We start from the raw sequence: 25,681 nt of genomic DNA on the forward strand, positions 1-25,681 counted from the left end.
TTGACGCGATATGCGCGCATCAGTGACCGTGGTTGTGGTCGCCCAGCAGGGCGGAGAGTGGCTCGAGCAGACCCTCGAGGGACTCGGCGATCAGACGCGCACCCCCGACCGCGTCATCGGCATCGGCATCGGCAGCAGTGAGCGCGTCCGTGCGCAGCTCGCCGAGGGCGGCGCCACGCACGTCGTGTCGACTGGTGGGCGCCTGCCCTTCGGGGCGGCGGTCGCGCAGGGGCTCGAAGCCATCCCCAATCTTGAGCCATCTGAGAACGCCGACGCGTCGAGCGAGCGGCGCGGCCCCGAGTGGATCTGGTTGCTCGCAGAAGACACCCGCCCCGAGCCGAAAGCACTGGCTCGGCTGCTGCGCACCGTCGAGAGCGCGCCGTCGGTCGCCGTCGTCGGCCCGAAGCTCGTCGACTGGGATCGCCCCGATCACATCATCGAACTCGGGCAGAGCCTCACCCGCTTCGGCAGCCGGTGGAAGCTGCGTCGACAGGAACTCGATCAGCAGCAGTACGACCACTTCCAGGACGTGCTGGGTGTGAGCTCGGCAGGCATGCTCGTGCGGCGAGACGTCTGGGAGCAACTCGGCGGCTTTGATCCTGCGCTGCCCGTCGTCGATGACGGCCTCGACCTGTGCGTGCGCGCCCGTCTCGCCGGCCACCGCGTCGTCGTCGCCCCGCTCGCCAAGGTGCGCTTCGGGCAGCTCGGTGTCGCCGGCCCGCGTATCGAGCGTCGCCGTGCGGTGCTGCGGGCTGCGCACCGTGAGGATCGTGCCGCGCAGACTCATCGGCGCATTTCGTACGCCCCCGCGGTCGTCGCCTTCTTCATGTGGCTCGGGCTCCCGCTCTACGGGCTTGGTAGGGTGCTCTGGGCTCTGATCCGCGAGCAGCCCGGGCAGATGATCGGCGAGATCCGCGCCGCCATGCGCGTCTTCTTCCATCCGTTGCGCATCCTCGCCTCCAGACGCAGCATCAAACGGACGACCACAGCCGGATGGCCGGCGGTGAAACCGTTGCGCGTCGACGGCAAGACCGTGCGCACCGCGCGCATGATCGATCGCGAGGCGATCCTCGCAGCGCAGGGGCGACGGCGCGAAGAGATCCACTTCATCTCCACAGGCGGGCTCGCGGTGCTCATCGCCGCCGTGCTGGTCTCGCTCGTGCTCACCTGGTGGGTGCTCGCGAACACGAGTCTTACGGGCGGTGCACTCGCCCCGCTCAGCGATTTCCGCGAACTGTGGGCGAACACGCGCTCGTCGTCGACCGGCATGCCTGCCGACCCCTTCACCTGGGTGCTCGCCGTGCTGGGCACCCTGACATTCTGGGACCCGTCGCTGTCGATCGTGCTGCTCTATGTCGCCGCGATTCCCCTGGCGGCGATGGGTGGTTGGGTCTGGGCGGCTCAGCTCACGGAATCCCGAGCCGGCCGTGCACTTCTCGGCCTCGGCTGGGCCGTGAGCCCCGTGCTGCTCGGCTCGCTCGACTCGGGTCGACTTCCGACCCTCGTGCTTGCTGTGGTGCTGCCGTGGCTGCTGCTCGCAGCGACCCGGTGCCGCGAATCGTGGAGCTGGGCGGGCACCGCTTCGCTGCTCGCCGCGATCGTGCTCGCCTGCGCACCGATCTTGCTGCCCGCAGCCGCCGTGCTGCTCATCGTCGGTGCGGTGATCTCGCCGCGTGGCGCCGCCCGTGTCATCGGCGTCGCGATCGCTCCGGCCGTGCTGTTCCTGCCGCTCGTGCTGCACAGTGTGCGGGCCGGTCGCCCGCTCGACGCGCTGCTCGACCCGGGTATCAGTCCGCTCTACGAAGCCGGTACGGTCTGGCACCTCATGCTCGGCTTCCCCGAGTTCGGACTCGAGGGTTGGGGCGGCATCTTCGACGCCATCGGGCTCGGCGGCCCGCCTGCCACGCTGCTCGTCGGCGTGCTCATGCTGCTCATCGCCCTGCTCGCGCTGCTCGGGATCTTCACCGGCCGCATCTCGGCGACGCTGCTGAACTCGCTGCTCGGCGGGCTCGGACTGCTCACCGCCTTCGCCGCGCTCTCGCTGAATCTCGCGGTTGTGGGATCCCAGACCGCGCCGCTCTGGACCGGTTCGGGCCTGGCCGTCTACTGGCTCGCCGTGCTCACTCTCGCCGCGATCGGCACCCGGGTGCTGCTGGGCGCCGCGGGCCCGATCACCGCCGTCGCGCTTGTCACCGCCGTGATCGCTGTCGCCCCGCTCGGGGTGAAGCTCATCACCGCGAACACCGGGATGCAGCCGGGCGAACAGCAGATGCCTGCGATCGTGCAGGCCGCAGGACTCGCAGACCCCGAAGTGCGCACCCTCGTGCTCACCGCCGAAGGCTCCCACGAGGTGCGTGCCGAAATCGTGCGCGGCGCGGGCACGACGCTCGACAGCATCCGCACAGCCGAGCGCAACCCCGACACCACGCCGTCGGACCAGCGGCTCGCCGAACTCGTCGGCGACCTCGCGAGCACCGGAGGCTCCACGCTCGGTCAGCAGCTCGCAGGCGAACGCATCGGCTTCGTGCTGCTCGCCGATGGGGGTGACGGCGGGGAACGCGCTCAGCTTCAGTCGACTTTCGATCAGCATGCTGCTCTCGCGAGTGCCGGGCAGACCGATCATGGCCTGCTCTGGCGCGCCGTGCCGAGCGACGAGCAGAGCTCCGATGAGGTCGCCCTGATCGATCACCGCGGATTCTTCGCCGGCGGCATCGAGTCGCTCTGGCACAAGACCCTGTGGTGGGTGCAGCTGGTCGTGCTGCTCGGCCTGGTGCTGTTGGCGCTGCCGACCGGAGAGGTCGTTGAGCGACCCCCGCGCCGCAAGCGCGCCTCCAAGCGCCGCGGTGCGCGGGTGGCGGCTGGTGCGTCGGCGGACGGTGGACCAGTGGACGTCGTCGAAGACACCGCGGACGCTGATCCCGAAACTGTCGATCCTGCAACGGTTGGCACCGATGCTGCCGGCACCGAGGCTTCCGACGTCGATGCCGGCGCGCTTGAGACCGACGCGCCGGAGAGCAGTGCTCCGGACAGCAATGCGCCGACGAACCGCACGGACGAGGGGGGTGCGCGATGACCGATCGGAAGCGATTGCTGCGCGGCGGAGCCCGAGCCGTGACCGGACTGCTGATCACCGCGACGGCTGCGACCGCCGCAGTGATGGTCGCCGTACTGCCGTTGCCGACGGTGCAGGCTGAGGCCCCTTCGATCACGGTGACGACGGAGCAAGACGCGCGCCGTGTGCTCGTCTGTGCAGGATCATTTGCAGAGCTCGGTGCCGACCCGGATGACCCGAGTCTCGCCGTGCCGACGGGTTCGGCCGAGGTCACCCGCGCGGGGGCATCCGATGACACCGAGGAGCTAGCGCGCGAGAACGCCGGATCGGGGAGCCTGCCGACGGTGCAGGTCGCATCGCCCGGTGAACCTTCGGCTGCAGCGCAGCGACAGACCGTGTCGACGGAAGAGGCCCGAGGCGTCACCGCGAGTATCTGCGCGGAGCCGGTCAACGAGCAGTGGCTCGTCGGCGGCGACACCACCACCGGCGTCTCGACCACGTTGAGTCTCGGGAACCCCGGGCAGCTGCCCGCGACCGCGCAGATCACGCTGTACGACGAGAACGGCCAGGTCGAATCGTCGCAGACGGCCGGCGTGCTGGTGCCGCCCGGCATTGAGCGCACGGTATCGCTCAACGGCTACGCGCCGAACCGGGAGCGTCTCGCGGTGCGCGTCGTCACGACCGGCGCCACGGTCACCGCGTCCCTCGGCGTCGGCCAGGTGAAAGACATCACCCCGGTCGGGGCTGACACGGTGAGTCGTCAGCTCGATCCTGAACAGACCCTCGTCTTCGCCGGGCTCACGAACCGCAACGACCATGACGATCAGACCGCCTCTGACGTCGGCGATGTCGACGAGTTCCCGGTACGCGCGCGCCTCCTCGCCCCCGGCGATCAGGCCGGCACCGCGGTGGTGCGCGCAATCGGCGCCGACGGCAAGAGCACCGAGCTCGGCACGGTCGACCTCGAGCCGGGCGTCGTCTCCGACCTCCGTGTCGAGCACTGGCCCGAGCGCGCCACGGCACTGGTCGTGGACTCGAACGTTCCCGTCGTCGGTGGTGCATTCGGATCAGCAAACGCAGACGACAAGCACGACAACGCCTGGTTTGCGCCCGCGCCGGTCATCGAAGCGGACGCTTCGACGGCCGCGCCCGTGGTCGACGGAGGAACCCTCGTGGTCATGAACCCCGGCGAAGAGACCGCGACCGTGACGGTCGAGCGCGCCGACGGAAAAGGCAAGCCCGCCGAAGTCACGGTCGAGCCGGGCGCTGCCCGCGGAGTGAAAGCCCCCGCAGGAGCACTCATCACCTCAGACCGCCCGGTTCATGCGGGTGTGCGGGTCGCAACCGCTGACACAGTCGCCGGCTACCCGATCCTGCCCCTCGCTGACCGCGAGGTCGACCTGACGGTCTTCCCGCGCTGAGCCCGCGCCCGGGCAGAGTGATTAGACTGAGCGCATGTTCCGCCGATCGCGCTCGAGCCAGAGGACCGCGCCCAGGGAGGCGCAGCCGATTCAGGCCCGCAGGCACGGCCGACGACCCATCCGGTCGTCGCTGACCGGCCCCACGCTGCCGAACCCCCAGAGCCGCTTCGCCACGTTCGAGCTGTACGCACGCAGCACCGTCGAATACCTGCAGCACCAGTTCCCCGACGAGTTGCACGGAGTACGCGTCGGGTTTCAAACAGTGCCGACCGGGCAGGGCACGAGCAGCCTGCCCCAGTACTATTCGATCGACCGAGCCTCATCGACGATCATGCTGTTCCGCGTGCCGATCCAACGCGCGAATGTGCTCCACGTCGACGACGCGGAGCACCGACGCCTGTTCATCGAACACTGCGTGTACCTCGCGGTCTGCGAGTACCTGGGGCGCGAACCCTGGGAACTGCTCCCCGGACGCTTCGAGCACTACTGAGGGCGATCACTCCCCGGTGAGACTCGCGCCTCGCGACACGATCTCTCTCCGGAGATCGCTCCCCGGTGGTCATCTCCCGGTCAATTATTCCCCGGCGAGGCGGGTGACCCGTGCGACGCGACCGAGCAGCGGGTGGAAGATGAGCCCGGCGAGCACGCCGCCGACGATCGGAAAGACGATGAACGCCCACAGCTGACTGAGCGGCAGCGTGCCACCGTAGATGGCCGCCGCGATCGAGCGAGCAGGGTTCACCGACGTGTTCGAGATCGGGATCGAGATCAGGTGGATCAGTGTCAGCGAGAGGCCGATCGCAAGCGGTGCGAAGCCGGGGGCGCCGCTCTCGGAAGTGACACCGAGGATCACGAGCACAAACACAGCCGTGAGGATCACCTCGATCAGGGCGACCGAGAGCAGACTGTAGCCTCCGGGGGACCCCTCCTCCCCGTATCCGTTGGATGCGAAGGAGCCTGCGTCGCGTCCGTCGAGGATGCCGAAGAGTGCGGTCGAGGCCAGAACCCCGCCGACGAGCTGGGCGATGATGTATCCGGCGACGTCCTTCCAGGCGAAGCGCCCCGACGCGGCGAGTCCCAGAGTGACGGCCGGATTGAAATGGCCGCCCGAGACCGGGCCGAATGCGTAGGCCGACACCAGCACGGTGAGGCCGAAGGCGAGAGCGACGCCCAGGAACCCGACGTTGACGGGGGCTCCCGGATCGCCGGCGAACCCGGCTGCGAACAGTGCGGTGCCGACACCGCCGAAGACCAGCACGAACGTGCCGATCGCCTCGGCGGCCAGACGAGAGCCTGTGGACGGAGGGGCGAGAGTGGTTGAAGACATTGCGGGCCCTTTCATCAGATGGCGTCGTAGTGCGCACCGACTCCGAGCAACGGTCCACAGCTGTCTTCGGCGTGGGCGGCTAGGGCCGACATTACTGCACGGGCGGTCGCAAGGGGAGAGTGATCCTCGAATTTCATTCGCAGCCACCGCCTGCGTCTTGCACATGCCTGCAGAATCTTGCACCGCCTGCCAGCGTTCTGTAGGTATTGCCGACGACCTGCGGGTATCCCGTGCAACTCTTGGCATATTCCGCGTGATCCGGCTGATCCGCCCTGTGAGCCATAGACTGAGCAGTATGAGTGCACGGATTCTGGTGGTCGACGACGACAGGGCCCTGGCGGAGATGCTCGGCATGGTGCTCGAAAGCGAAGGATTCGAAACGGAGTCCTCCGCTGACGGCGAGCAAGCGATTGTCGCGTTCCGTGAATATCGTCCCGACCTCGTTCTGCTCGATGTGATGCTGCCCGGACTCGACGGGATCGAAGTGTGCAAGGCGATCCGCGCCGATTCGGGCACGCCGATCATCATGCTCACCGCCCGGACCGACACCACCGATGTGGTGCGCGGACTCGAAGCCGGTGCCGACGACTACGTCGTCAAGCCGTTCAACCCGGCCGAGTTGATCGCGCGCATCCGCGCCCGGCTGCGCGAGCCGCAGGACGAAACCCCCGAAACGCTGCGCATCGGCGATCTCGATATCGATGTCGCCGGGCACGAAGTGCGCCGGGAAGACCAGGTGATTCCGCTCACCCCGCTCGAGTTCGACCTGCTCGTGATCCTCGCCCGCAAGCCGCAGCAGGTATTCAGCCGCGAGGTGCTTCTCGACAAGGTGTGGGGATACCAGTACAAGGCCGACACTCGTCTGGTGAACGTGCATGTGCAGCGTCTTCGCGCGAAGATCGAGCGCGATCCCGATCACCCGACCATCGTGACGACCGTGCGCGGAGTGGGATATCGAGCCGGTGGCCCGTCCGACTGACTCGAAACACGAAGGTGAACCATCCGCATTCAAGCGCGGATGGCGCCGGGTGGCCCTGCGCTGGAGCCTCCTGACCCAACCGGTATTCGGACCCTTCCGCGAACTCTGGCAGCGCTCGCTCATGGTGCGCACCATGGTGCTGACCGGTCTCATCACGACGGCGATGGTGCTGATCTCGGGAGTGGCGATCCTGACCACCATCGGCAGCGACCTCTACGACGCCCGTCGTGACCAGGCGCTCGACGACTCGGCGCGCGCGACCGTCGCGGCGCAGCGGCAGATCGATGCTGCAGACACCTCGGATCGCGGCAATCTGTCGACCCTCTTCGCCTCGGTGCGGCGCACGGTGCAAGACACGTCGGCCAGCCAGATGATCTACGTGCGGCGGCAGCCCGGCCAACTCGCGATGTCTGAGGCCCCGCTCAGCTACACCACCGCTCCCGGGCTCGTCGAGGCCCTCTCCCCAGAGCTCGCGTCATCAGCGGTCGACGCCGAGCTGCCGCAGTACTGGCAGGCCGTCGCATTCGGCGAGGACACCGGCGAACCCGGCCCGGGTATCGTCGTCGCCTCACAGCTGACGTTCCCATCGGGCGCCGGCAACTACGACCTCTTCATCGGTTACAGCCTCTCTGACACCCAGGAGTCGCTCGGCAGCATCCAACGCACCCTCGGGGTCACGGCGGTCGTACTGCTCTCATTCGTCGTGATCCTGGTGCTCACGATGGTGCGGCTCGTGTTCCGGCCGATCCGGGCCGCCGCCGCCGCGAGTCGTCGGCTCGCAGCCGGCGAGAGCGACGCGCGCATGCCGCTGCAGAATGATGAGCACTTCGACCTGCTCTCCGAGAACTTCAACCTCATGGCCGAAACGCTGCAGTCGCGCATCGAGGAGCTCGACGAGCTCTCGGAGATGCAGCAGCATTTCGTCTCAGACGTCTCGCACGAGCTGCGCACGCCGCTCACGACGATCCGGCTGGCGAGCGAGGTGCTGCGCGGGTCGCAAGAGCAGCTGCAGCCCGCCCAGGCGCGCGCCGTCGAAGTGCTCGGCGCCCAGATCGAGCGCTTCGAAACCCTGCTCACCGACCTCCTCGAGATCTCTCGCTACGACGCCGGTCGCGTCACGCTCGAGACCGAACCCACCAACCTCGTGACGCTCACGCAAGAGGTCGTCGACGGGCTGCGGCCGGTCTCCGAGAGCCCGATCGAGGTGCGCACGCTCGGCGGCTACGCGCCGCTCGAGGTCGACGCGCGCCGTATCCGTCGCATCATCTCCAACCTGGTGGGCAACGCCATCGAGCACGGCGAGGGCGGGCCGATCCTCGTCACCGTCGACTCGAACTCCGCCGCGATCGCGATCGCGGTACGCGACTGGGGCGTGGGCATGACCGCAGAATCCGCGACCCGTGTCTTCGACCGATTCTGGCGCGCGGATCCCTCGCGGAAACGCACCCTGGGCGGTACCGGGCTCGGGCTCGCCATCGCACGAGAAGACGCCGCTGTGCACGGCGGGCACCTCGAGGTGTGGTCGCGACCCGGTGAGGGCAGCAGCTTCCGCCTCACCCTGCCCCGCGGCGAAAGTTCGGCGAGCTTCGTCTCGCCGATCCCGCTCGTGCCCGAGGACGTCGACTCCGACGACCCCGATGAAATGAGCGGGGGCTGGCTGTGGCGGCCCAAGCGGCGAGTGCGAAAGGAAGGTTCGCGATGAGGATCCGGAAACTCTCTCGAGCGATCGCGGCCATCGCGATCGCCGCGTTCGGGCTCACCGCCTGCCAGGCGATCCCTGACTCCGGGCCGGTGCAGGGCGGCCTGTCAGACCTGCTGCAGTCGGAGCAGCAGGTGCTCTTCGCGCCGAGCGGCCCTGTGGCCGGCTCATCGCAGGAGGACATCGTTCGCGGCTTCGTCATCGCGGCATCGTCCAGCGCCGACGACTACGCGACCGCCCGCGAGTTCCTCTCTCCCGACTACGCGCGTCAGTGGGATCCGTACAGCGAAGTGCTCGTCGATGAAGGGCAGCGCCAGTACCACACAGTGGGCGACGACGTGGGTGTGCTCGAGCTGCCCGCCGTCGCCTCCGTCACCCAGAACGGGGTGCTCTCGCCGGTGCCGCCCGGCCCCGAGACCGAGGTGCGTTTCGAGTTCGAGAAGATCAATGACGAGTGGCGCATCTCGTCGGCGCCCAACGGCATCATCTTGGATCGTTCGACGTTCCAGGTGGCTTGGACGGCGCACTCCGTCTACTTCATCAGCGGGCCGGATCGGCTCGTCCCTGAAACACGCTGGTTCGTGAACAGTGCCAGTACTGCCACGCAGATCCTCGCCGAACTGCTTGCAGGCCCCGGCGAAGACCGGCAGGGCGTCGTGCACACCGGGTTCCCTGCGGGCACGTCGCTGACGACGAGCTCCGTGCCAGTTATCGATGGCACCGCGCGCATCGACCTCTCGAGCGAGGTGCTCGATATCGAAGCCGGAGAGCAAGACGAGATCGAGCGGCAGGTCGCAGCCAGCCTGCAGAGTGTGCAGGGGCTCACCAGCTTCGAGCTCTTCGCCGATGGCGCGCTCATCGCCGAGGGCAACGTCGGCATCGATGACGAAGGACCAATAGGGGCTGAGGAGCAGGGTGCTGCCGCCCTGCAGGATGGTGAGCTCGGTCTGCTCGTCGGTGGTGAAGTCGAGCCGCTCGAAGATCTGTCGGAGCGGGTGAGTGCGCAGGATCCGCGAGCGATCTCGCTCGCGTACGACCTGAGCGGGGCGGCGACCGTGAACGGAAACGAAGTCGCCTGGGTGACTGCCGACGACACCATCGTGATCGGTGCGTCAGACGGCACGCTCGGGCCCAGTGTCGACGTGTTCGGCCGCGTCTGGACATACTCGAAGAGCAATCCCGAGCAGATCACGGTGACGACTCCGGGCATCGGAGTCGCCCAGTTCGATGCGCCGTGGCTCGAAGAGCGCACGCCCATCGCGATCCGAGTATCGCCCCAGGGCAGTCGGATCGCCGCCCTCGTCTCGGCGGGAGGCGGACGCAGCGAGGTGCTCGTAGCCGGGGTGATTCGCGACCGCAACGGCGTGCCCACCGGCCTCACCGAGATGGCGTCGCCGCAGCTCTGGGTTGCGGGTGAACCGGTCGACCTCGACTGGGTCGACGAACTGCGCTACGCCGTGCTCACCGAATCGGGCAGCACCGCGAAGGTCACGGTCGGGTGGAAGGGGTCGTTCCCGAGCGAAGCCGGCAGCGTGCCCGGTGGTGCCCAGATCTCGAGCGGCGGCAGTCGGTCGATGCTGCGAGTGCTCGACGATAACGGAGACGTCTTCGCGCCGCAGGGCAGCGGTTGGCAGCGCCAGGCCAGCGACGTGAAGGTGCTTGCGAAGCGCGGGTAGGTGCTTGCGAAGCGCGGGTAGGTGCTTGCGAAGCGCGGGTAGGTGCTTGCGAAGCGCGGGTAGGTGCTTGCGAAGCGCCTGTAAGCGCTAGCGAAACGCCTGAAGGTGCTGTGCGGTTGTCACCTGGGTTCGGGTAGGTGTGCGGTTGTGTGCGCTTCGGCGTCTGACTCCGAGAAGTCTGAGAAGCTCAGAAGTCCGAGAAGCTCAGAAGTCCGAGAAGCTCAGAAGTCCGAGAAGCTCAGAAGTCCGGGAAGCTCAGAATGCTGGTCACGCCTCACAAGCGTCTTTCGTGCAGAACCGCCCTGATCCCTCCACATATCGGGTGTGCGGGACATTTGGCCACCATTGGCCGACGATGATCGACCTATGCGATGCTCACCCCGCCTGCGTACCTTCGCGCTTGATCTGCTCGCTCTCGTCTGGCCGACCGAGTGCGTGCACTGCGGGGCGGCAGACCGCGATTGCTGCGACGTCTGCCTGGCTGAGGTGCGCTCTGGCGAGAGTACTGAGGGCGATGCGGTCGTAGGAGCGCCCGATGGCGGACCTGCAGTGCCGGTTTTCGCAGCCGGACGTTACGAGGGGCCGCTGCGGTCGCTGCTCGTTGCTTGCAAGCACGAGGGACGTACCGGATTCGCTCGTCCGCTGGGTGATCGTCTTGCGGCACCGCTCGCCGCCGCGCGCCAACGTGCGACGGGACGGGCTCCGCCGATCTTGATCTGCGCACCCTCGCGAAGTGCTCGCCGCCGCGAACGCGGTTACCACCATGTTGAGCTCATAGTCCGCCGCGCTCTGCGTACCGGTCGTGCCCCGGGAATGGCGGACCAGGATGCGTACCGTCCGTGGCTGCTCTCGGCCCTGTGCGCTCGTCGAGGTCGAGTCGGCCAAGTCGGGCTTCGCGCCGCCGACCGGGAGGTGAATGCCCGGAAAGTTCGCGTGAAGCGACGATGTGCAGCGCTTGTGCGTGGACGCGAAGTGATCCTCATCGATGACATTCTCACCACCGGGGCCACGCTGCGCGGTGCCTGCGAATGTCTCCAAGCCGCCGGAGCGCATGTCGTCGCCGCAGTTGTGCTCTGCCGAGTCGTGCGTCGCGACACGCGCGGACAAGGCGGATGATGACAAGCAGGTGGAAAGCGTCACCGGGATAGCGCTAGAGTTCCAGAAAGGCGTAACGGTGCGCCCGACCGAGGCCACCCGCCTGAGTCCCACTGGAGGTCACCATGGAAGTGAACATCCGCGGCCGCAACGTCGGCATCACCGACAGGTTCGAGAACTATGTGGATTCAAAGAGCGAGAAGGTTGCCGGGCTTCTCCCCAAGGCGCAAACGTTCGAGGTGCGGGTTTCGCGGGTCAGTGATCGCAGCCCCCAGAACGGCGATCGGGTAGAGATCACAGTCGTCGGCCCCGGCCCTGTCATTCGAGCGGAGTCTGCGGGCGGAGACAAGTACAGTGCCTTCGACATCGCGTACGGACGAGTGCTGGAGCGCGTGCGTCGCCTCAAAGATCGCCGCAAGGTGCACAAGGGGCGCGGGCTCACCTCGCTCAGCGAGGCGGCTGCCGGAGATTTCGGTGGCGTGGACATTACGCCCGCATCGGCCGAAGTGCTCTCCGCCGTCGCGACCGGCAGCGTCCCAGTGCAGAACGAGGGCGACACCGAGCGGGACTACTCGCCGGTTGTCATCCGCTCCAAAGAGTTCCCGGCCGAGCGTCTCGGAATCGAAGCGGCAGTCGACCGGATGGAGCTCGTGGGCCACGACTTCTTCCTCTTCATCGAGGACGAGAGCGGCAAGCCCAGCGTCGTCTACCGGCGAAAAGGCTGGAACTACGGTGTGATCAGCCTCGGAGAGGACGAGTAATAGAAGTCTCCCTCCCGAGCCGATGTGGCTTGGAGCTGATGTGACCCGGCGCGGTCCCGAGTATTCGGGGCCGCGCCGTTCTGTTGCGATGCCGTTGGGAGACTGTCATATCCGGGAAGAAGGTCGCACGCGGTCGGAGCGCTTATCTCCCAGCGGCTCTCCTACCCGCCGTTCTCCCGTCTGTTGTACTCCGAACAGCTTCCCTCCTGCCCGCCCCTCATCTGTTCCGCCTCTCAATCATTCGGTCACGCCCGCCAATCATCGGTCGCGCCCGCCAATCATCGGTCGCGCCTCACAGGCGGTTCCTATGGTGTCTCCCGGGCGAGTTATCCAGGTTCGGCACGATGCTCATTTCCATGCTCACTGTTGTTGACATCCTGACCACATGCCCAGCGTGTTCCAACCTCTGCCTGTTTCGCTCGGATCCGTCTTCTCAGCGGCTCAGGCGCGCGCGGCCGGTGTCTCACGGAGGCGACTAAGAGCTCCCGATGTCTTGCGTGTGGCGAGTGGAGTGTACGCGCGCGCCTCGATTCTCCGCGCTGATCCGTCGGAACATCGCGCGGAGCAATGGCGCATCCGACAGAGGGAGCGCGCGCTCGTACTCGCTCCTTTTCTGCCGACCGGTCACTTCTACTCGATGCACACTGCTGCGGTGCTGTGGAAGCTTCCCGTTCCTGTGCGCCAAGACGATGACGTCGAAGTCAGCTGCACTCACGACCGCTCGCCTACCAAGAAATCCGGATACCGGTCTTCTCGAATCTCGTCTCACCTCGTCCGCGTGCGCCGGAGTGCCGGGACTCTCGCGACCTGCCCGGTAACGACCTGGGCGATGCTCGCTCCGAAGCTCAGTTTTGCCGACGGGGTGGCGCTGGGCGACGCGGTCATTCGGCGTCCGCGTATCGGAAGAAGGGACAGGTTGAGCCGGCCTCCGCACGCCGAACTCGAAGAACTCGGCCTCGCGATTCGAGCGGGACGCAGGCACGGCAACGATGTTCTGCGCCGTCTGCTGCCACACCTGTCCCCACACAGCGCCTCTGCACCGGAGAGCCACTTGCGGTTGCTACTTCTGTCTTGGGGGATCCCGCTCCCTGAGCTTGACCACGACGTGTGCGACGCCGACGGCCGGTGGCTGGGAACTAGCGAGTTTGTCTTTCCCGAGTACCGACTCGTCATCGAATACGAGGGTGCCCATCACAAGAACGATGCCTCGCAGTGGTACCGCGACATTGAGAAGTACCGCCGATACAACCATGCGGGTTGGGAGGTGCTGAGGGTGACCGCAGACATGCTCTATCGACACACCACTCGTCTCCGTGACCTAGTGCTGGACGCCTTGGAACGTCACGGTTGGTCCAGGGGCGACTGAACGCTGTCGACGCACGCGATCTGCGTGACTGGAACTCGACGACTTTGGTGAACTTTGGTGTCGCATCCCGCGCGATGCGACACCAAAGTTCACCAAAGTCGAGATTCGTTTCGAGTGGGCAGATGCCGGGAAGCGGATAAGCGGGATTGGGTGGGGAGGGTGGGAATGGGAACGGGTTGCCGGGTGCCGGATAGGGGCTGGGCAAGGTAAGGACTGGGCAGGGCAAGGTAAGGACCTGGCAAGGCAAGGATGTGGGAGACCGGCAAAAGCACCGCCAGCACCACCAGCGCCACCAGCGCCACCAGCGCCACCAGCGCCACCAGCCTCAGCGAAGCAGGGGCGGCAGGCGGTGCGGGCGCAGGCGCAGATCGACACCCCACCGAATCACGTTCGTCAGAGCTTCGAGCACGATCCCGAAGCTCATCTTCGACCGTCCACCGGTGCGTTCCACGAATGTGATCGGCGTCTCCGAGACTGGGCAGCCGGCTCGTTCGAGCGCCCAGGCGAGTTCGACCTGAAAGCCGTAGCCGTGCGAGTCGACCAGGTCGAGGTCGATGCGGCGGAGCCACGAAGCGTCGAAGACGCGGAAGCCGCTGGTGATGTCGTGCAGGCGAGAGCGCAGCGCGCGGCGAGCGACCCAGGTGCCGGTGCGTGAGATCGCACGCCGGTACCAGGGCCAGTTCTCGATGCGGCCGCCTGAGATCCAGCGTGTGCCGATCACGAGGCCGGGGGTGCGATCGGCCGCGGCGAGCAGCGTCGGCAGTTGCTCGGGGAGGTGCGAGCCGTCGGCGTCCATTTCCACGGCGCGCGCGTATCCGCGGTGGATCGCTTCTCGGAATCCCTGCACGTACGCCGACCCGAGGCCGAGTTTGCCGGTGCGGTGCAGCACATCGACTTGCGTGTGCGTCTCGGCCAGACGATCGGCGAGCTCGCCGGTTCCGTCGGGGCTCGCGTCGTCGACGATGAGCACGTCGACGTCGGGCGCATGCACGAGTATGCGTTCGACGATGCCGGAGAGTGAAGCGACCTCGTTGTAGGTGGGCAGGATCACCAGGGCTTTGCAAGCTGCACCATCCGAGGTTCGTCCCGTCATCCTTCCATCTTCGGGGACACGGGCTGTGAGTGCGACGGGATCACCGCAGGTGGGAATAATCTGCGTGGAGGCCGAATGGGTATCCCGAACTTCCCCAGCCTGGAGCGACCGCGCCTTGCTAAGCTGAACCGTTGTTGTCACATTTCGGCAATGAAAGGCCACCCGGGTTTCGGGCGGCAACCGTACGGCACTGGAGAGACAACGTGGCCACAGTTCTCGAAAAGCTTCTTCGCGTAGGCGAAGGACGCACCCTGAAGAAGCTTCAGCGGCAGGCGAAGCTCGTCGCAGATCTCGAGGGGTCGTTCTCTGATCTCAGCGATGAGGAGCTGCGGGAGGAGACCGAAGAGTTTCGTGCCCGTCTCGAGAAGGGCGAAACCCTCGACGACCTGCTGCCTGAGGCCTTCGCAGCGGTTCGCGAGGCGGCGAAGCGCACGATCGGACTGAGACCGTTTGATGTGCAGGTCATGGGTGGCGCGAACCTGCACCTCGGCAACATCTCCGAGATGAAGACCGGTGAGGGTAAGACGCTGGTCGCAACGCTTCCGGCCTATTTGAACGCGCTGGCGGGCAAGGGCGTCCACATCGTCACGGTCAACGACTACCTGGCCAGTTACCAGAGCGAGCTCATGGGTCGCGTGTTCCGTGCGCTCGGCATGACCACCGGCTGCATCGTCGCCGGTCAGACTCCGGCCGAGCGTCGCGAGCAGTACAACGCCGACATCACCTACGGCACGAACAATGAGTTCGGTTTCGACTACTTGCGCGACAACATGGCCACGACGGCCGAGGATCGCGTGCAGCGTGGCCACTTCTTCGCCATCATCGATGAGGTCGACTCGATCCTCATCGATGAGGCCCGTACGCCGCTCATCATCTCCGGCCCCTCGTCGGGGGAGGCGAACCGTTGGTTCACGGAGTTCGCCCGTATCGCGCGACGCCTCGAGCCCGGCGTCGATTACGAGGTCGATGAGAAGAAGCGCACGATCGGTGTGCTCGAGCCCGGCATCGAGAAGGTCGAAGACTACCTCGGCATCTCCAACCTGTACGAGTCGGTGAACACTCCGCTGATCTCGTTCCTGAACAACTCGATCAAGGCCCGCGCCCTGTTCACGCGCGATAAGGACTATGTCGTGCTCAACGGCGAAGTGCTCATCGTTGACGAGCACACGGGACGTATTCTTGCCGGTCGTCGCTACAACGAGGGCATGCACCAGGCGATCGAGGCGAAAGAGAGCGTTCCGGTCAAGGCCGAGAACCAGATGCTCGCGACCGTCACGCTGCAGAACTACTTCCGCCTCTACGAGAAGCTTTCGGGCATGACCGGTACGGCCGAGACCGAGGCCGGCGAGTTCATGTCGACTTACAAGCTGGGTGTCGTTCCGATTCCGACGAACAAGCCCATGCAGCGCAAAGACCAGTCCGACTTCGTCTACAAGAACGAAGAGTCGAAGTTCATGCAGGTCACCAAGGACATCGCTGAGCGGTACGAGAAGGGCCAGCCGGTGCTCGTCGGTACGACCAGTGTGGAGAAGAGCGAGTACCTCTCGCGCCTCCTCGCGAAGGCCGGCGTGCGTCACGAGGTGTTGAACGCGAAGAACCACGCTCGTGAGGCTGCGATCATCGCTCAGGCGGGTCGATTCAAAGCCGTGACGGTCGCCACGAACATGGCCGGTCGCGGTACGGACATCATGCTCGGTGGTAACGCGGAGTTCCTCGCGGTGCAGGAGATGTCGGCTCGCGGCCTGTCGCTCGATGAGGATCCCGAGGCCTACGAGGCCGCCTGGGATGATGTCTTCGCGTCGGTCAAAGAGGCCGTTGCGAAGGAGGCCGAAAAGGTCATCGAGGTCGGCGGCCTCTACGTTCTCGGAACCGAGCGCCACGAGTCTCGCCGTATCGACAATCAGTTGCGCGGTCGTGCCGGTCGTCAGGGCGACCCGGGCGAGAGCCGTTTCTACCTGTCGCTGACCGATGATCTCATGCGCCTGTTCAACTCGGGTGCGGCTGCGGCGCTCATGAACCGCAGCGACTTTCCCGACGATCTCGCGATCGAGTCGAAGGTGGTGACGCGCGCGATCCAGAGCGCCCAGTCGCAGGTCGAGGCGCGCAACGCTGAGACCCGTAAGAACGTTCTGAAGTACGACGACGTGCTCGATCGTCAGCGCAAGGCGATCTACAACGACCGAGGCCAGATCCTCGACGGTGAAGAGATCGAGAGCCGCATCGATACGTTCCGCGAGCAGGTCATCGACGCGATCCTCGACTCCCATGGCACCGACACCGGCTGGGACTTCGACGCGCTCTGGAAGGACCTGGGGCAGATCTATCCCGTCGGTCTCACGATCGAAGAGGTGCTCGCAGAGTTCGGCGGCGATCGCATCAGCCGTGACGCGCTGCGCAGCGAGATCCTCTCTGACGCGAAGGTCGCCTACGGCACCCGTGAGGAGACCCTCGGATCTGAGGCCATGCGCGAACTCGAGCGCAGGGTCGTGCTCACCACGATCGACCGTCGCTGGCGCGATCACCTGTACGAGATGGAGTACCTCAAGGAGGGCATCGGCCTGCGCGCCATGGCGCAGCGTGATCCGCTCGTCGAGTACCAGCGCGAGGGCTACGTGCTCTTCCAGTCGACCATGGGACAGATCAAGGAGGAGGCCCTCGGGCTGCTCTACAACCTTGAGGTTCAGGTGCGTCCGGTCAAGAACGGCGACGAGCACGTGCATCTCGAAGGTGGCGGGCTCGACGACCAGCAGGGCCCGGATCAGACGAAGCTCAGCTACAGCGCTCCCAGCGAGGATGGTGAGGCGCAGCTGAGCGGGGCCGGCGCAAAACAGCAGAAGCAGAAGAAGCCCGCGCAGCGCGGTGCGTTCGGCCAGCAGGTCGAGGGCGAGGCGCCCGCCCCGCAGAACCGTGCCCAGCGGCGAGCGAAGAAGTAGCCAAACGATACGTGCCGCCTGCGCGCGGCACCAGTGGAGATGACTATGTCACAGGAGAGCAATAAGCGTCCGACCAAGAGTCAGCGTCGGGATGCTGCTCGCGAGCAGGCCCGACTGGCTCGCGAGGCCGAGCAGCGTCGCGAGAAGCGCGGGCGTCTGCTGCTGCAGGGCGGTGTGGTGCTCGGAGTGTTGGCGATCCTCGCGGTTGTCGGCCTCGTGCTCATGCAGACGCTGAAGCCGGCCGGCCCTGGCCCCGAGAACATGGTCTCTGGTGGCGTCGTGTTCGGGCAGGATCTCGAGGTCGTGAAGACTCCGGCCCTGCAGGCCGATGAAGAGCGTGAAGCCCCCGCGGTCGACCGCACGAAGCCGCCGCTCGACGTCACGATCTACGTTGACTACATGTGCCCGGCGTGTGGTTCGTTTGAGCAGACCTACGGGAACATGCTTGAGAACTATGTCGGCAGTGGAGACATCACGTTGCAGGTGTACCCGCTGAACTTCCTGGATCCTCGTTCAAATGGCACGAAGTACTCGTCGCGCGCTGCGAACCTGTTCAGCTGCGTGGTCGAGGAGCAGCCGGAGTCGGCCTTCAATCTGCACAAGCATCTGCTGTCGGCCGAGGTGCAGCCCACCGAGGGGACGTCTGGCTACACCGATGACGAACTCATCGAGCAGGCTGTGGCCGCGGGAGCCGAAGGCACGGATGAGCTGAAGCAGTGCGTGAAGGATCGCCGCTTCGGGCCGTTCGTCACGGCGAACACGAAGCAGGTGCTCGAAGTCAACGTGCTCGGCCTCGAAGAGGGGGCGCAGCTTACGGATCCTTCGACCGGGCAGTTGATCCCTGAGGATCAGCCTCAGCGTCTGAGCTCCACCCCGCTCGTGATTGTGAACGGCCAGCAGTGGGTCTCGACCCGCGATGGTGACCTCGAGCCGCACCTGCTCAAGCTGCTCAGCCAGCTGTCGGGTGACGACAAGGGCGCTGCGGATGAGAAGTCCGGTGATTCGGGCGACGCCGGATCAGCCGACGAGTCTGATTCTTCGGAGGAGTCTGAGTAGAATATCTCGGGCGGCCTTCGGGCCGCCCCTCGCCTCCTTAGCTCATCTGGTAGAGCAGCAGCCTTGTAAACTGCAGGTGATCGGTTCGAGTCCGATAGGAGGCTCAAAGGAGAAACGCGAAGCGTTTCTGCGCAGAGCCTGTGCGGCTACGGCCGCGGCTTAGAGCGCGCTGAGGTATTTGGCGGATTCGAGCGGTTTGCGGGGCTTCGATTTACGGTCGCGATCCGGAATCCCACCGACGTAGAGCCAGCCGAGCAGCCGCTCGTCGCGAGTGAGCCGGTGGGCGCGACGAACAGCCTCGCCGCGCGTCTGCAGGCCGGTGCGCCACATGGACCCCCAGCCGGCCTCCTGCAGCAGTAGCCCGAGGTAGTGCGCGACTCCGGCGGCGACGGCTTCTTGCTCCCAGTCGGGAACCTTCTTGCTGGGCTGAACGCGGGCGACTATCGCGAGCAGCAGTGGCGATCGGCGCGCCTTCCCGATGTAGCGTTCGAGGCTCTTCTCGGTCGGCACCGGGTAGCCGTCGTCATCCCTGTCGGCGTCTTCGGGGTAGTCGTCGGCGTGCGCCTGTGCCAGAGCTCGGCCGAGCAGGTCTCGGCGATCCCCACGCAATTCAATGATGCGCCAGGGTCGCAGACTCGAATGATCGGCGACGCTTGAGAGGACGGTGAGGATCTCTCCCAGCTCCTCAGTCGTCGGCGCCACGTCGGTGACCTTGGAGTGCGACCGCCGAGCGCGAATGGCGTCGCGAACGGGGTAGCGGGGGGAGTCGCTGTCGGTCATCGGTCTCCTGGAGGTTCTGGGGTGCTTTGGGTGCCTGCGGCGTCTGTGCTTTCAGGGGTGATCATGCTTACAGGGGTGCTCATGCTTCTTGCGGTTCGGCGCCCGCCTCGAAGGTGAGCGCGAGCGAGTTCATGCAGTACCGGTTGCCGGTGGGGGTGCCGAAGCCGTCGGGGAAGACATGACCGAGATGCGATCCGCAAGCCGCGCAGCGTACCTCGGTTCGGGTCATGCCGAGGCTCGTGTCTTCGATGTACTCGGTCGCGCCGGGGCGCACGCTCTCGTAGAAGCTCGGCCACCCGCAGCCGGAGTCGAACTTCGTGCCGGCGACGAAGAGCTCGTTGCCGCAGCCGCGGCAGCGGTAGAGGCCGTCGCGATCCTCATCGAGCAATTCTCCGGTGCCGGCCCGCTCCGTGGCTGCTTGGCGCAGGATCGCGTACTCTTCGGGGTTCAGCCGCTCGCGCCACTCCGCGTCGCTGAGCTGGACATCGTAGTGGCCTGAGGTCTGATCACTCATGGGGGCCTCCTTCGATCGCATTCGGATGAGGCTACTCTACGCCGCATCCGGTGCGGATGCCTGCCTCGATGACGGGAGATTGCTGGGTGGATAGCGATCCTTCAGAGATCCCGCCCGCGCGGGTGCGCGCCGGGCCTGCGAGGGGAGTAGGGTAGCCGGGTGCCTGTCACGAAATCGAGATTCCCGGTCTGGCTCGCCCTGCTCGGTTCCGGACTCGCCGGCGCCATGGTCGCCTTGCAGTCGCGCGTCAACGGCGGCCTGAGCCAGGCCATCGATAACGGCTATCTCGCAGCCATCGTGTCGTTCGGTTCGGGGCTCGTGGTGTTGACGGTGCTCGTGTTCACCGTGCGCCGGGCGAGAAACGGGATCAAGACGCTCGCCGTCGAGGTGCGGGCCGGGCGGTACCCCGTCTGGGGGCTGCTGGGCGGGTTGTGCGGCGCATTCTTCGTGCTGAGCCAGGGGCTCGTTGCGACGCTGCTCGGCGTCGCGATGTTCACTGTCGGCATCGTCGCCGGTCAGGTGGTCGGCGGGCTCGTGATGGATCGCGTGGGTCTCGGACCGGGTGGGCGAGTCGACCCGACCCCGACCCGCATCGCCGGTACCGTGCTCGCGGTAGTCGCTGTCGCGGTGTCGGTTTCGTCGGATCTCGCTGGGGGCGGGCGGATCTGGCTGGTGGTCGTGCCGCTGCTGGCGGGGGCCGGCATGGCTTGGCAGTCGGCGGTGAACGGCTTGGTGCGGGCCGCGTCACAGAGTGCCATCGCTGCGACGTTCGTGAACTTCGTGGTCGGGTCGGCTGCGCTCGCAATCTTGGCTGCAGGATCGCTCGTCGTGAACGGCTGGCCCGAGCAGTGGCCGACGCAGCCGTGGTTCTATCTGGGCGGTCTGATGGGCGTCGTGTTCATTGCGATCGCGACGATCCTCGTGCGCACCGCAGGGGTGCTCCTGCTGAGCATGTCGAACGTCGCGGGGCAGCTCGTCGGGTCTGTGTTGCTCGAACGCTGGCTCCCGCTCGCGGGTGGCGTGACGGGGGGACTGTTGCTCGGGGTCGGGATCGCTCTCGTCGCAGTGATCGTCGCGGCGTTGAGGTCGCCGTCACGGACGTAATTCTTACCTCCTGGGCCCTTCTTTGTGCAGGGAGCGTCGCCTGTGCTGTGCCCCTCCGATGCTTCGCTTGGATCTGAGCTCGGACCTGACTTGTTCATTCGTCGGATGTCGGATATTTTCATGAAGCTGCTTCTCGAATTGAGCGGCCGTCTGATTTCACTTGCACGAGGAGCGGTGTCATGTCTCAAGGAACCATGCGGAAGCGCGCTGTGCGGTTGCGATCGCTGATCGCGGCGGCGACCACCGCGCTGCTCGTTGCGACCGGACTGGCCGTGGCGCCGGTGGCGGCGCAGGCGGTGCCGGCGAAGGCCACACTCAAGCTGACGGTGACTCAGGCGGAAAACAATCTCTCGATCACATCAGATGTGGCGAATATCCCATTGGATAGTCCCGGCGTCTACGTCACCCTGATTGAGAAGGGGACGCTTGCAGACGTTGGCGAAGTAAACCCGTATGCGAAGCTCATCCGCAAAGCTGAGTTCGTCAATCAGGCAGGATCCGCGACGCTGACAATTCCAGTAGCCGACGTGGACCGTTCGAAGTCATACGAAGTCATTGCTTGGCCGCATATGACCTTCCCGACTGAGACGAATCTGTATGCGAGTGCTGATGCCAATTTCGACTGGGACGCACTCTTCCCAGTAGCGACAGCTACTTCGGTGAAGTTTTCGAAGTCGTCAACGAAGTACAACACTGCGAACACCGCGACAGTGACCGTTCGCGCGACTGAGGGTAACCGTACTCCGTCGGGTAAGGTCCAGCTGAGGGTACCCGGCCAGACCCTCACCGGCACCTTGACTGCGGGTAAGGCGACGTTCAAGCTGACGAAGGCTGTCAATGTCGGGACGCACACCGCGACTGCGTCATTCCCGGAGAGCAAGGGCTTCCTGAAGTCCTCGAAGTCGACCACATTCAAGGTGACCAAGACCACTCCCAAGGTTGCGACGAAGCTCGTCAAGTCGAAGGTCAAGACGACCCAGTATCCGCAGGTCAAGGTCGCGGTCTCGATCCCCGGTTCGTTGAAGGCCAAGGCGTCGAAGTACACCGTCGCGGTCTACGACGGGAAGAAGAAGATCAAGACGCAGAAGCTGAGCACCAACGGCACGGCAACCGTGAAGCTGAAGAAGATGAAGGCGGGATCGCACAAGATCAAGGTCAAAGTGGCGGCGAGTAAAAACGCCAACTCCAAGACCAGCTCGACGAAGACTCTGAAAGTCGTTAAGTAGCGGTAGTCTGCCCAATTTACCTCCTCCGTTCCCTCGTAGAGAGTGGAACGGAGGAGGTTTTTGCTGTCAGAACGGTTCTGGAAACGCCGTCAGAATTTCTCTACTTGCAACATCTGACCAAATTCGTCAGACTTGATTGCGGTGACTGAGGCGAGGCATGCCTAACTTCGGTCTGACCTTGGCTCGACCCTGCCGGGTCGGTCGTTCTGTCTGAGGAGAAAAGGACTGCTTTCGTAATGAATGCGAAGAAAACTTGGCGGGGGCGGGTGAAGTCGATTCTCGCGGCTGCAACCGTTGGGCTCCTCGCAGTCGGCGGTGTGGCGCTCGCGCCAGCCACCGCCAATGCCGCGCCGAATACGACGCTTGCTCTGACGGCGACGCCGTCGGAGGGTAGCTTGTCGATCACGGCTGATGTTGCGGATATTCCGGAGGAGAGCCCTGGCGTCTACGTGACGTTGATCGAGAAGGGCACGCTTGCCGAGGTGAGCGACGTGAACCCGTACGCGAAGCTCATCCGCAAGGCTGAGTTTGTGGATCAGGCTGGTTCCGCGACGCTGACGGTTCCCGCGGCTGATCTTGATCCCAGCAAGGACTATGAGGTCATCGCGTGGCCGCACATGTCGTTCCCGTCTGAGGCGAACCTCTACGCGAGCGCAGATCTCGTGCTGACCGAGGCGGACTGGGACATCCTCGTTCCGGCCCCCGCGCCTGCCCCGACGACGCTTGCTCTGACGGCGACGCCGTCGGAGGGTAGCTTGTCGATCACGGCTGATGTTGCGGATATTCCGGAGGAGAGCCCCGGTGTCTACGTGACGTTGATCGAGAAGGGCGACCTGGCTAGCGTGGCTGAGAGTAACCCGTACGCGAAGCTCATCCGCAAGGCTGAGTTTGTGGATCAGACTGGTTCCGAGACGCTGACGGTTCCCGCGGCTGATCTTGATCCCAGCAAGGACTATGAGGTCATCGCGTGGCCGCACATGTCGTTCCCGTCTGAGGCGAACCTGTACGCGAGCGCAGATCTCGTGCTTTCCGAGGCGGACTGGGACATCCTTGTTCCGGCTGAGGAGGTTGCTCCGTCGTTGACGATTGGTGCGACTGAGGTTGCGAACGAGCGTGTGGATTTCACCTTTGAGGGTCGTGGCTTCCATGACATTCCGCAGGTGGGCCCGAGTGTTCACGTGTATCTGGGGCTGATCGAGGAGGGCGCTGATCTGTCGGAGATCGAGCAGACTACCGACATGCTTTCTGTTGCGGTTGATGTGCTGGAGGATGGCACGTTTGGTCCGGAGCAGTTGTGGGAGAACAATGTGTTCTCGATTGACGCGGACAAGCTGGATCGGACGAAGAACTATCAGGTGATCTCGTGGCCGGCTCGTTCGAACCCGACTCCGGAGAACCTGTACGCGACTGCGGATGTTGAGATCGACTGGGACGCGCTCTTCCCCGAGGAGCAGCCCGTTGTCGACCCGCAGCTGACTGTGACGCCCTCGACGGATGTCGACCCTGCGGGCCAGACCGTCACTGTGACCGGTGAGGGTTACAACCCGAACCAGGCGATCTACGTCTTCCTCTGCGGGGACATCGAACTGCCCACGGACCTGTGGACCCATGCCCTGGGTTGCCGTGACGGTGCGGTGGTCGTCTATGAGAACGGCGCAGTCGATAACAACGACAACCCCCGAGCTAACCAGTTCTCCGAAGATGGTTCTTTCGAGGTCGAGTTCGATGTGAAGCAGCTGAATGAGGGTGCGACCGCAGTGTTCACTGCCGCGAACCACACGGGTATGCAGAACCGTGAGCAGGATGCCAAGACAGTTCTTGAGTTCGCCGAGCCGGCGCCTGTGTACAACCCTGAGCTGACTGTTACACCGAACACGGACCTGGATCCGGCCGGCGCGACTGTCACTGTGTCGGGTGAGGGGTACAACCCGAATCAGGCGATTTACGTCACTCCCTGCGCCGATATTCCGCTCGAGGATGTGGACTTCCAGTTCATCAACAGCGGCTGCACCTCGGGTGCGATCCTCGTCTGGAACCACGGTGCAAATCGTGGCGTCGAGTTCGATGAGAACGGTTCATTCGAGGCCACAATGACGGTCACACCGCGTGCAAACGCGGATGTCACCGCTCTATACACGATCGCCAACCACACGGCTCAGAACGACCGTGGTCAGGATGCCAAGGCTGCTCTGGGCTTCGCTCCGGCGCACGAGACGACGACCACTGTCGTGAGCCCGACGGTAAACGCCGCATACGGTGATGAGGTTGAGCTGGTTGCCTCGGTGACTCCGGCGAACGCGACCGGCACAGTGACGTTCTTCGCTGATGGCGAGCAGCTTGGTGAATCGCAAACGCGCATCACCGGCGATGTGACTCTGCGCACGAGTGACCTGCCTGCAGGTGAGAACCAGGTCACCGCGGTCTTCACTCCGGCGAACGCGAACTCCTTCGAGGAGTCGACGTCCTCGGCACTGACCGTCGATGTCGCGAAGGCGTCCACTTCTACTTCTGTGGAAGTTGCTCCGACGGCACCTGCCTACGGTGACGAGCTCACACTGACTGCGACCGTGGCACCTGCTGCTGCGGGCAGCGTCGAGTTCTTCAACGGCACGGATTCCATCGATACCGCAACGGTTGAGGCAGGCGTCGCCGAGATTTCTCTCAGCGACCTCGACGCCGGCGACCACGAGATCACCGCGGTCTTCAGCTCGTCTGACGACAACTACGAGGGATCGACCTCGGAGGCAGTGACGGTCACCGTCGCCAAGGCGCAGACTTCGGTGGAGCTCAACGCTCCTGCCACCGTTGAGCGCGGTACGACGACTCAGTTGACCGCGTCGGTAGCCCCGGCTGTTCCCGGAACGGTTGCGTTCTTCTCGGATGACGAGCAGATCGGTGAACCGGTTGAGGTTGAGAACGGCGTCGCGTCGATCGAGACCGGTGAGCTCGAGAACGAGGAGTACGCATTCTCTGCCGTGTTCACGCCTGCTGATGGTGACAACTATGAGGGGTCCGATGCGGAGCAGAGCGTGCAGACGCTTGATCACTCCGCTGCGCAGATCACCATCGATGGCGAGAAGCCGGGCGAGGTGACTGCGGGTACTCGAGTAGTACTGCAGGCAGGTCCGTTCGCAGAAGGCACCAAGGTGTCGGCAACGGTGCACAGCGATCCGATCGAACTCGGCACCAAGACGGTCGACGCCAACGGTTCGGTGAGCTTCGCCTGGAGCGTCCCCGCCGACTTCCGCGGTGACCACCAGATCGTCTTCACCACCGATGGCGGCACCGAAGTAAGTGCTGACTTCACCGTGGTGGCTGGTGCCCCGAGCAACAACGGCGATGATAACCAGGGCGATGACGCGACGACCGTCTCGAACACGGGCAACGGCGATCAGGGCAACAAGTCCGCACTCGCTGCGACCGGTGCTGACAGCCTTGCCGGAATGGCGGCTGCGAGCCTGCTCGTGCTGCTCGTCGGCACGGGTCTGCTGCTGGCGGCTCGCCGTAAGCAGGCACTGCAGGACTAGTTCCTGACAGTGCACGTACGAGGCCGGTTTCTCTATCGCGTTTACCGCGATAGAGAAACCGGCCTCAAACCC

Annotated in this window: 18 protein-coding genes and 1 tRNA gene; 15 read left to right on the forward strand and 4 right to left on the reverse strand. The window is 65.1% G+C overall.

The window, feature by feature from the left end; genetic code table 11:
* Positions 1-10 precede the first annotated feature (10 nt).
* From ACUYV6_RS02675 to ACUYV6_RS02685, 3 genes are read left to right on the forward strand one after another with little or no spacing between them, the layout of a single operon-like run.
* Positions 11-3,073: a glycosyltransferase gene (locus ACUYV6_RS02675; RefSeq protein WP_449277096.1), complete on the forward strand. Its 3,063-nt coding sequence runs from the start codon at positions 11-13 to the stop codon at positions 3,071-3,073.
* A complete protein-coding gene (locus ACUYV6_RS02680; protein ID WP_449277097.1) occupies positions 3,070-4,473 on the forward strand; it encodes a DUF5719 family protein in 1,404 nt (467 codons plus the stop codon). The genes ACUYV6_RS02675 and ACUYV6_RS02680 overlap by 4 nt, the downstream gene beginning before the upstream one ends.
* A gap of 34 nt (positions 4,474-4,507) precedes the next feature.
* On the forward strand, positions 4,508-4,963 hold the full coding sequence (locus tag ACUYV6_RS02685) for a metallopeptidase family protein (RefSeq protein WP_449277098.1): 456 nt from the start codon (positions 4,508-4,510) through the stop codon (positions 4,961-4,963).
* An 84-nt stretch (positions 4,964-5,047) separates the two neighbouring features.
* Here ACUYV6_RS02685 and aqpZ read toward each other — a convergent pair whose 3' ends face one another.
* Positions 5,048-5,800 (reverse strand): aquaporin Z, encoded by a 753-nt coding sequence (aqpZ, locus tag ACUYV6_RS02690; protein WP_449277099.1) that lies wholly within the window; start codon positions 5,798-5,800, stop codon positions 5,048-5,050.
* A 295-nt stretch (positions 5,801-6,095) separates the two neighbouring features.
* Here aqpZ and mtrA point away from each other — a divergent pair, with 295 nt between their 5' ends.
* The 6 genes from mtrA (at position 6,096) to ACUYV6_RS02720 (ending at position 13,376) form a co-directional block, all read left to right on the forward strand.
* On the forward strand, positions 6,096-6,779 hold the full coding sequence (gene mtrA, locus ACUYV6_RS02695) for an MtrAB system response regulator MtrA (protein ID WP_449277100.1): 684 nt from the start codon (positions 6,096-6,098) through the stop codon (positions 6,777-6,779).
* Between the two features lie 49 nt (positions 6,780-6,828).
* Positions 6,829-8,481, forward strand: a complete 1,653-nt coding sequence (gene mtrB / locus ACUYV6_RS02700) for an MtrAB system histidine kinase MtrB (RefSeq protein ID WP_449277101.1) — start codon at positions 6,829-6,831, stop codon at positions 8,479-8,481.
* A complete protein-coding gene (locus ACUYV6_RS02705; RefSeq protein ID WP_449277102.1) occupies positions 8,478-10,154 on the forward strand; it encodes an LpqB family beta-propeller domain-containing protein in 1,677 nt (558 codons plus the stop codon). The genes mtrB and ACUYV6_RS02705 overlap by 4 nt, the downstream gene beginning before the upstream one ends.
* An 813-nt stretch (positions 10,155-10,967) precedes the next feature.
* Entirely contained in the window at positions 10,968-11,270 is a 303-nt protein-coding gene (locus ACUYV6_RS02710) for a phosphoribosyltransferase family protein (protein ID WP_449277148.1), read from the forward strand.
* 104 nt (positions 11,271-11,374) lie between these two features.
* Positions 11,375-12,010 carry a ribosome hibernation-promoting factor, HPF/YfiA family gene (gene hpf / locus ACUYV6_RS02715; protein ID WP_449277103.1) on the forward strand — a complete coding sequence of 212 codons (636 nt, stop codon included), beginning with the start codon at positions 11,375-11,377 and terminating at the stop codon, positions 12,008-12,010.
* A 916-nt stretch (positions 12,011-12,926) separates the two neighbouring features.
* Positions 12,927-13,376 carry a DUF559 domain-containing protein gene (locus ACUYV6_RS02720; protein WP_449277104.1) on the forward strand — a complete coding sequence of 150 codons (450 nt, stop codon included), beginning with the start codon at positions 12,927-12,929 and terminating at the stop codon, positions 13,374-13,376.
* A 325-nt stretch (positions 13,377-13,701) separates the two neighbouring features.
* Here the strand turns inward: ACUYV6_RS02720 and ACUYV6_RS02725 are convergent, their stop codons facing one another.
* Positions 13,702-14,469 carry a polyprenol monophosphomannose synthase gene (locus ACUYV6_RS02725; RefSeq protein WP_449277105.1) on the reverse strand — a complete coding sequence of 256 codons (768 nt, stop codon included), beginning with the start codon at positions 14,467-14,469 and terminating at the stop codon, positions 13,702-13,704.
* 203 nt (positions 14,470-14,672) lie between these two features.
* Here ACUYV6_RS02725 and secA point away from each other — a divergent pair, with 203 nt between their 5' ends.
* The 3 genes from secA to ACUYV6_RS02740 all read left to right on the forward strand — a co-directional run bounded on the left by secA (position 14,673) and on the right by ACUYV6_RS02740 (position 18,562).
* Entirely contained in the window at positions 14,673-17,402 is a 2,730-nt protein-coding gene (gene secA / locus ACUYV6_RS02730) for a preprotein translocase subunit SecA (protein ID WP_449277106.1), read from the forward strand.
* 45 nt (positions 17,403-17,447) lie between these two features.
* A complete protein-coding gene (locus tag ACUYV6_RS02735) occupies positions 17,448-18,458 on the forward strand; it encodes a DsbA family protein (protein ID WP_449277107.1) in 1,011 nt (336 codons plus the stop codon).
* A gap of 31 nt (positions 18,459-18,489) precedes the next feature.
* Positions 18,490-18,562 (forward strand) — tRNA-Thr (locus ACUYV6_RS02740).
* 55 nt (positions 18,563-18,617) lie between these two features.
* Here the strand turns inward: ACUYV6_RS02740 and ACUYV6_RS02745 are convergent.
* A complete protein-coding gene (locus ACUYV6_RS02745) occupies positions 18,618-19,238 on the reverse strand; it encodes a nitroreductase family protein (protein WP_449277108.1) in 621 nt (206 codons plus the stop codon).
* A gap of 79 nt (positions 19,239-19,317) precedes the next feature.
* Entirely contained in the window at positions 19,318-19,752 is a 435-nt protein-coding gene (gene msrB / locus ACUYV6_RS02750; RefSeq protein ID WP_449277109.1) for a peptide-methionine (R)-S-oxide reductase MsrB, read from the reverse strand.
* 159 nt (positions 19,753-19,911) lie between these two features.
* Here msrB and ACUYV6_RS02755 point away from each other — a divergent pair, with 159 nt between their 5' ends.
* From ACUYV6_RS02755 to ACUYV6_RS02765, 3 genes are all read left to right on the forward strand, one after another.
* Positions 19,912-20,856, forward strand: coding sequence for a DMT family transporter (locus ACUYV6_RS02755; RefSeq protein ID WP_449277110.1), 945 nt, complete (start codon positions 19,912-19,914; stop codon positions 20,854-20,856).
* Positions 20,857-21,035: 179 nt separating this feature from the next.
* Positions 21,036-22,082 carry an Ig-like domain-containing protein gene (locus ACUYV6_RS02760; RefSeq protein ID WP_449277111.1) on the forward strand — a complete coding sequence of 349 codons (1,047 nt, stop codon included), beginning with the start codon at positions 21,036-21,038 and terminating at the stop codon, positions 22,080-22,082.
* Positions 22,083-22,318: 236 nt separating this feature from the next.
* Positions 22,319-25,609, forward strand: a complete 3,291-nt coding sequence (locus ACUYV6_RS02765) for an Ig-like domain repeat protein (RefSeq protein WP_449277112.1) — start codon at positions 22,319-22,321, stop codon at positions 25,607-25,609.
* The last annotated feature ends 72 nt before the right edge of the window (positions 25,610-25,681 follow it).

It is taken from the genome of Leucobacter sp. GX24907, from assembly GCF_053567335.1.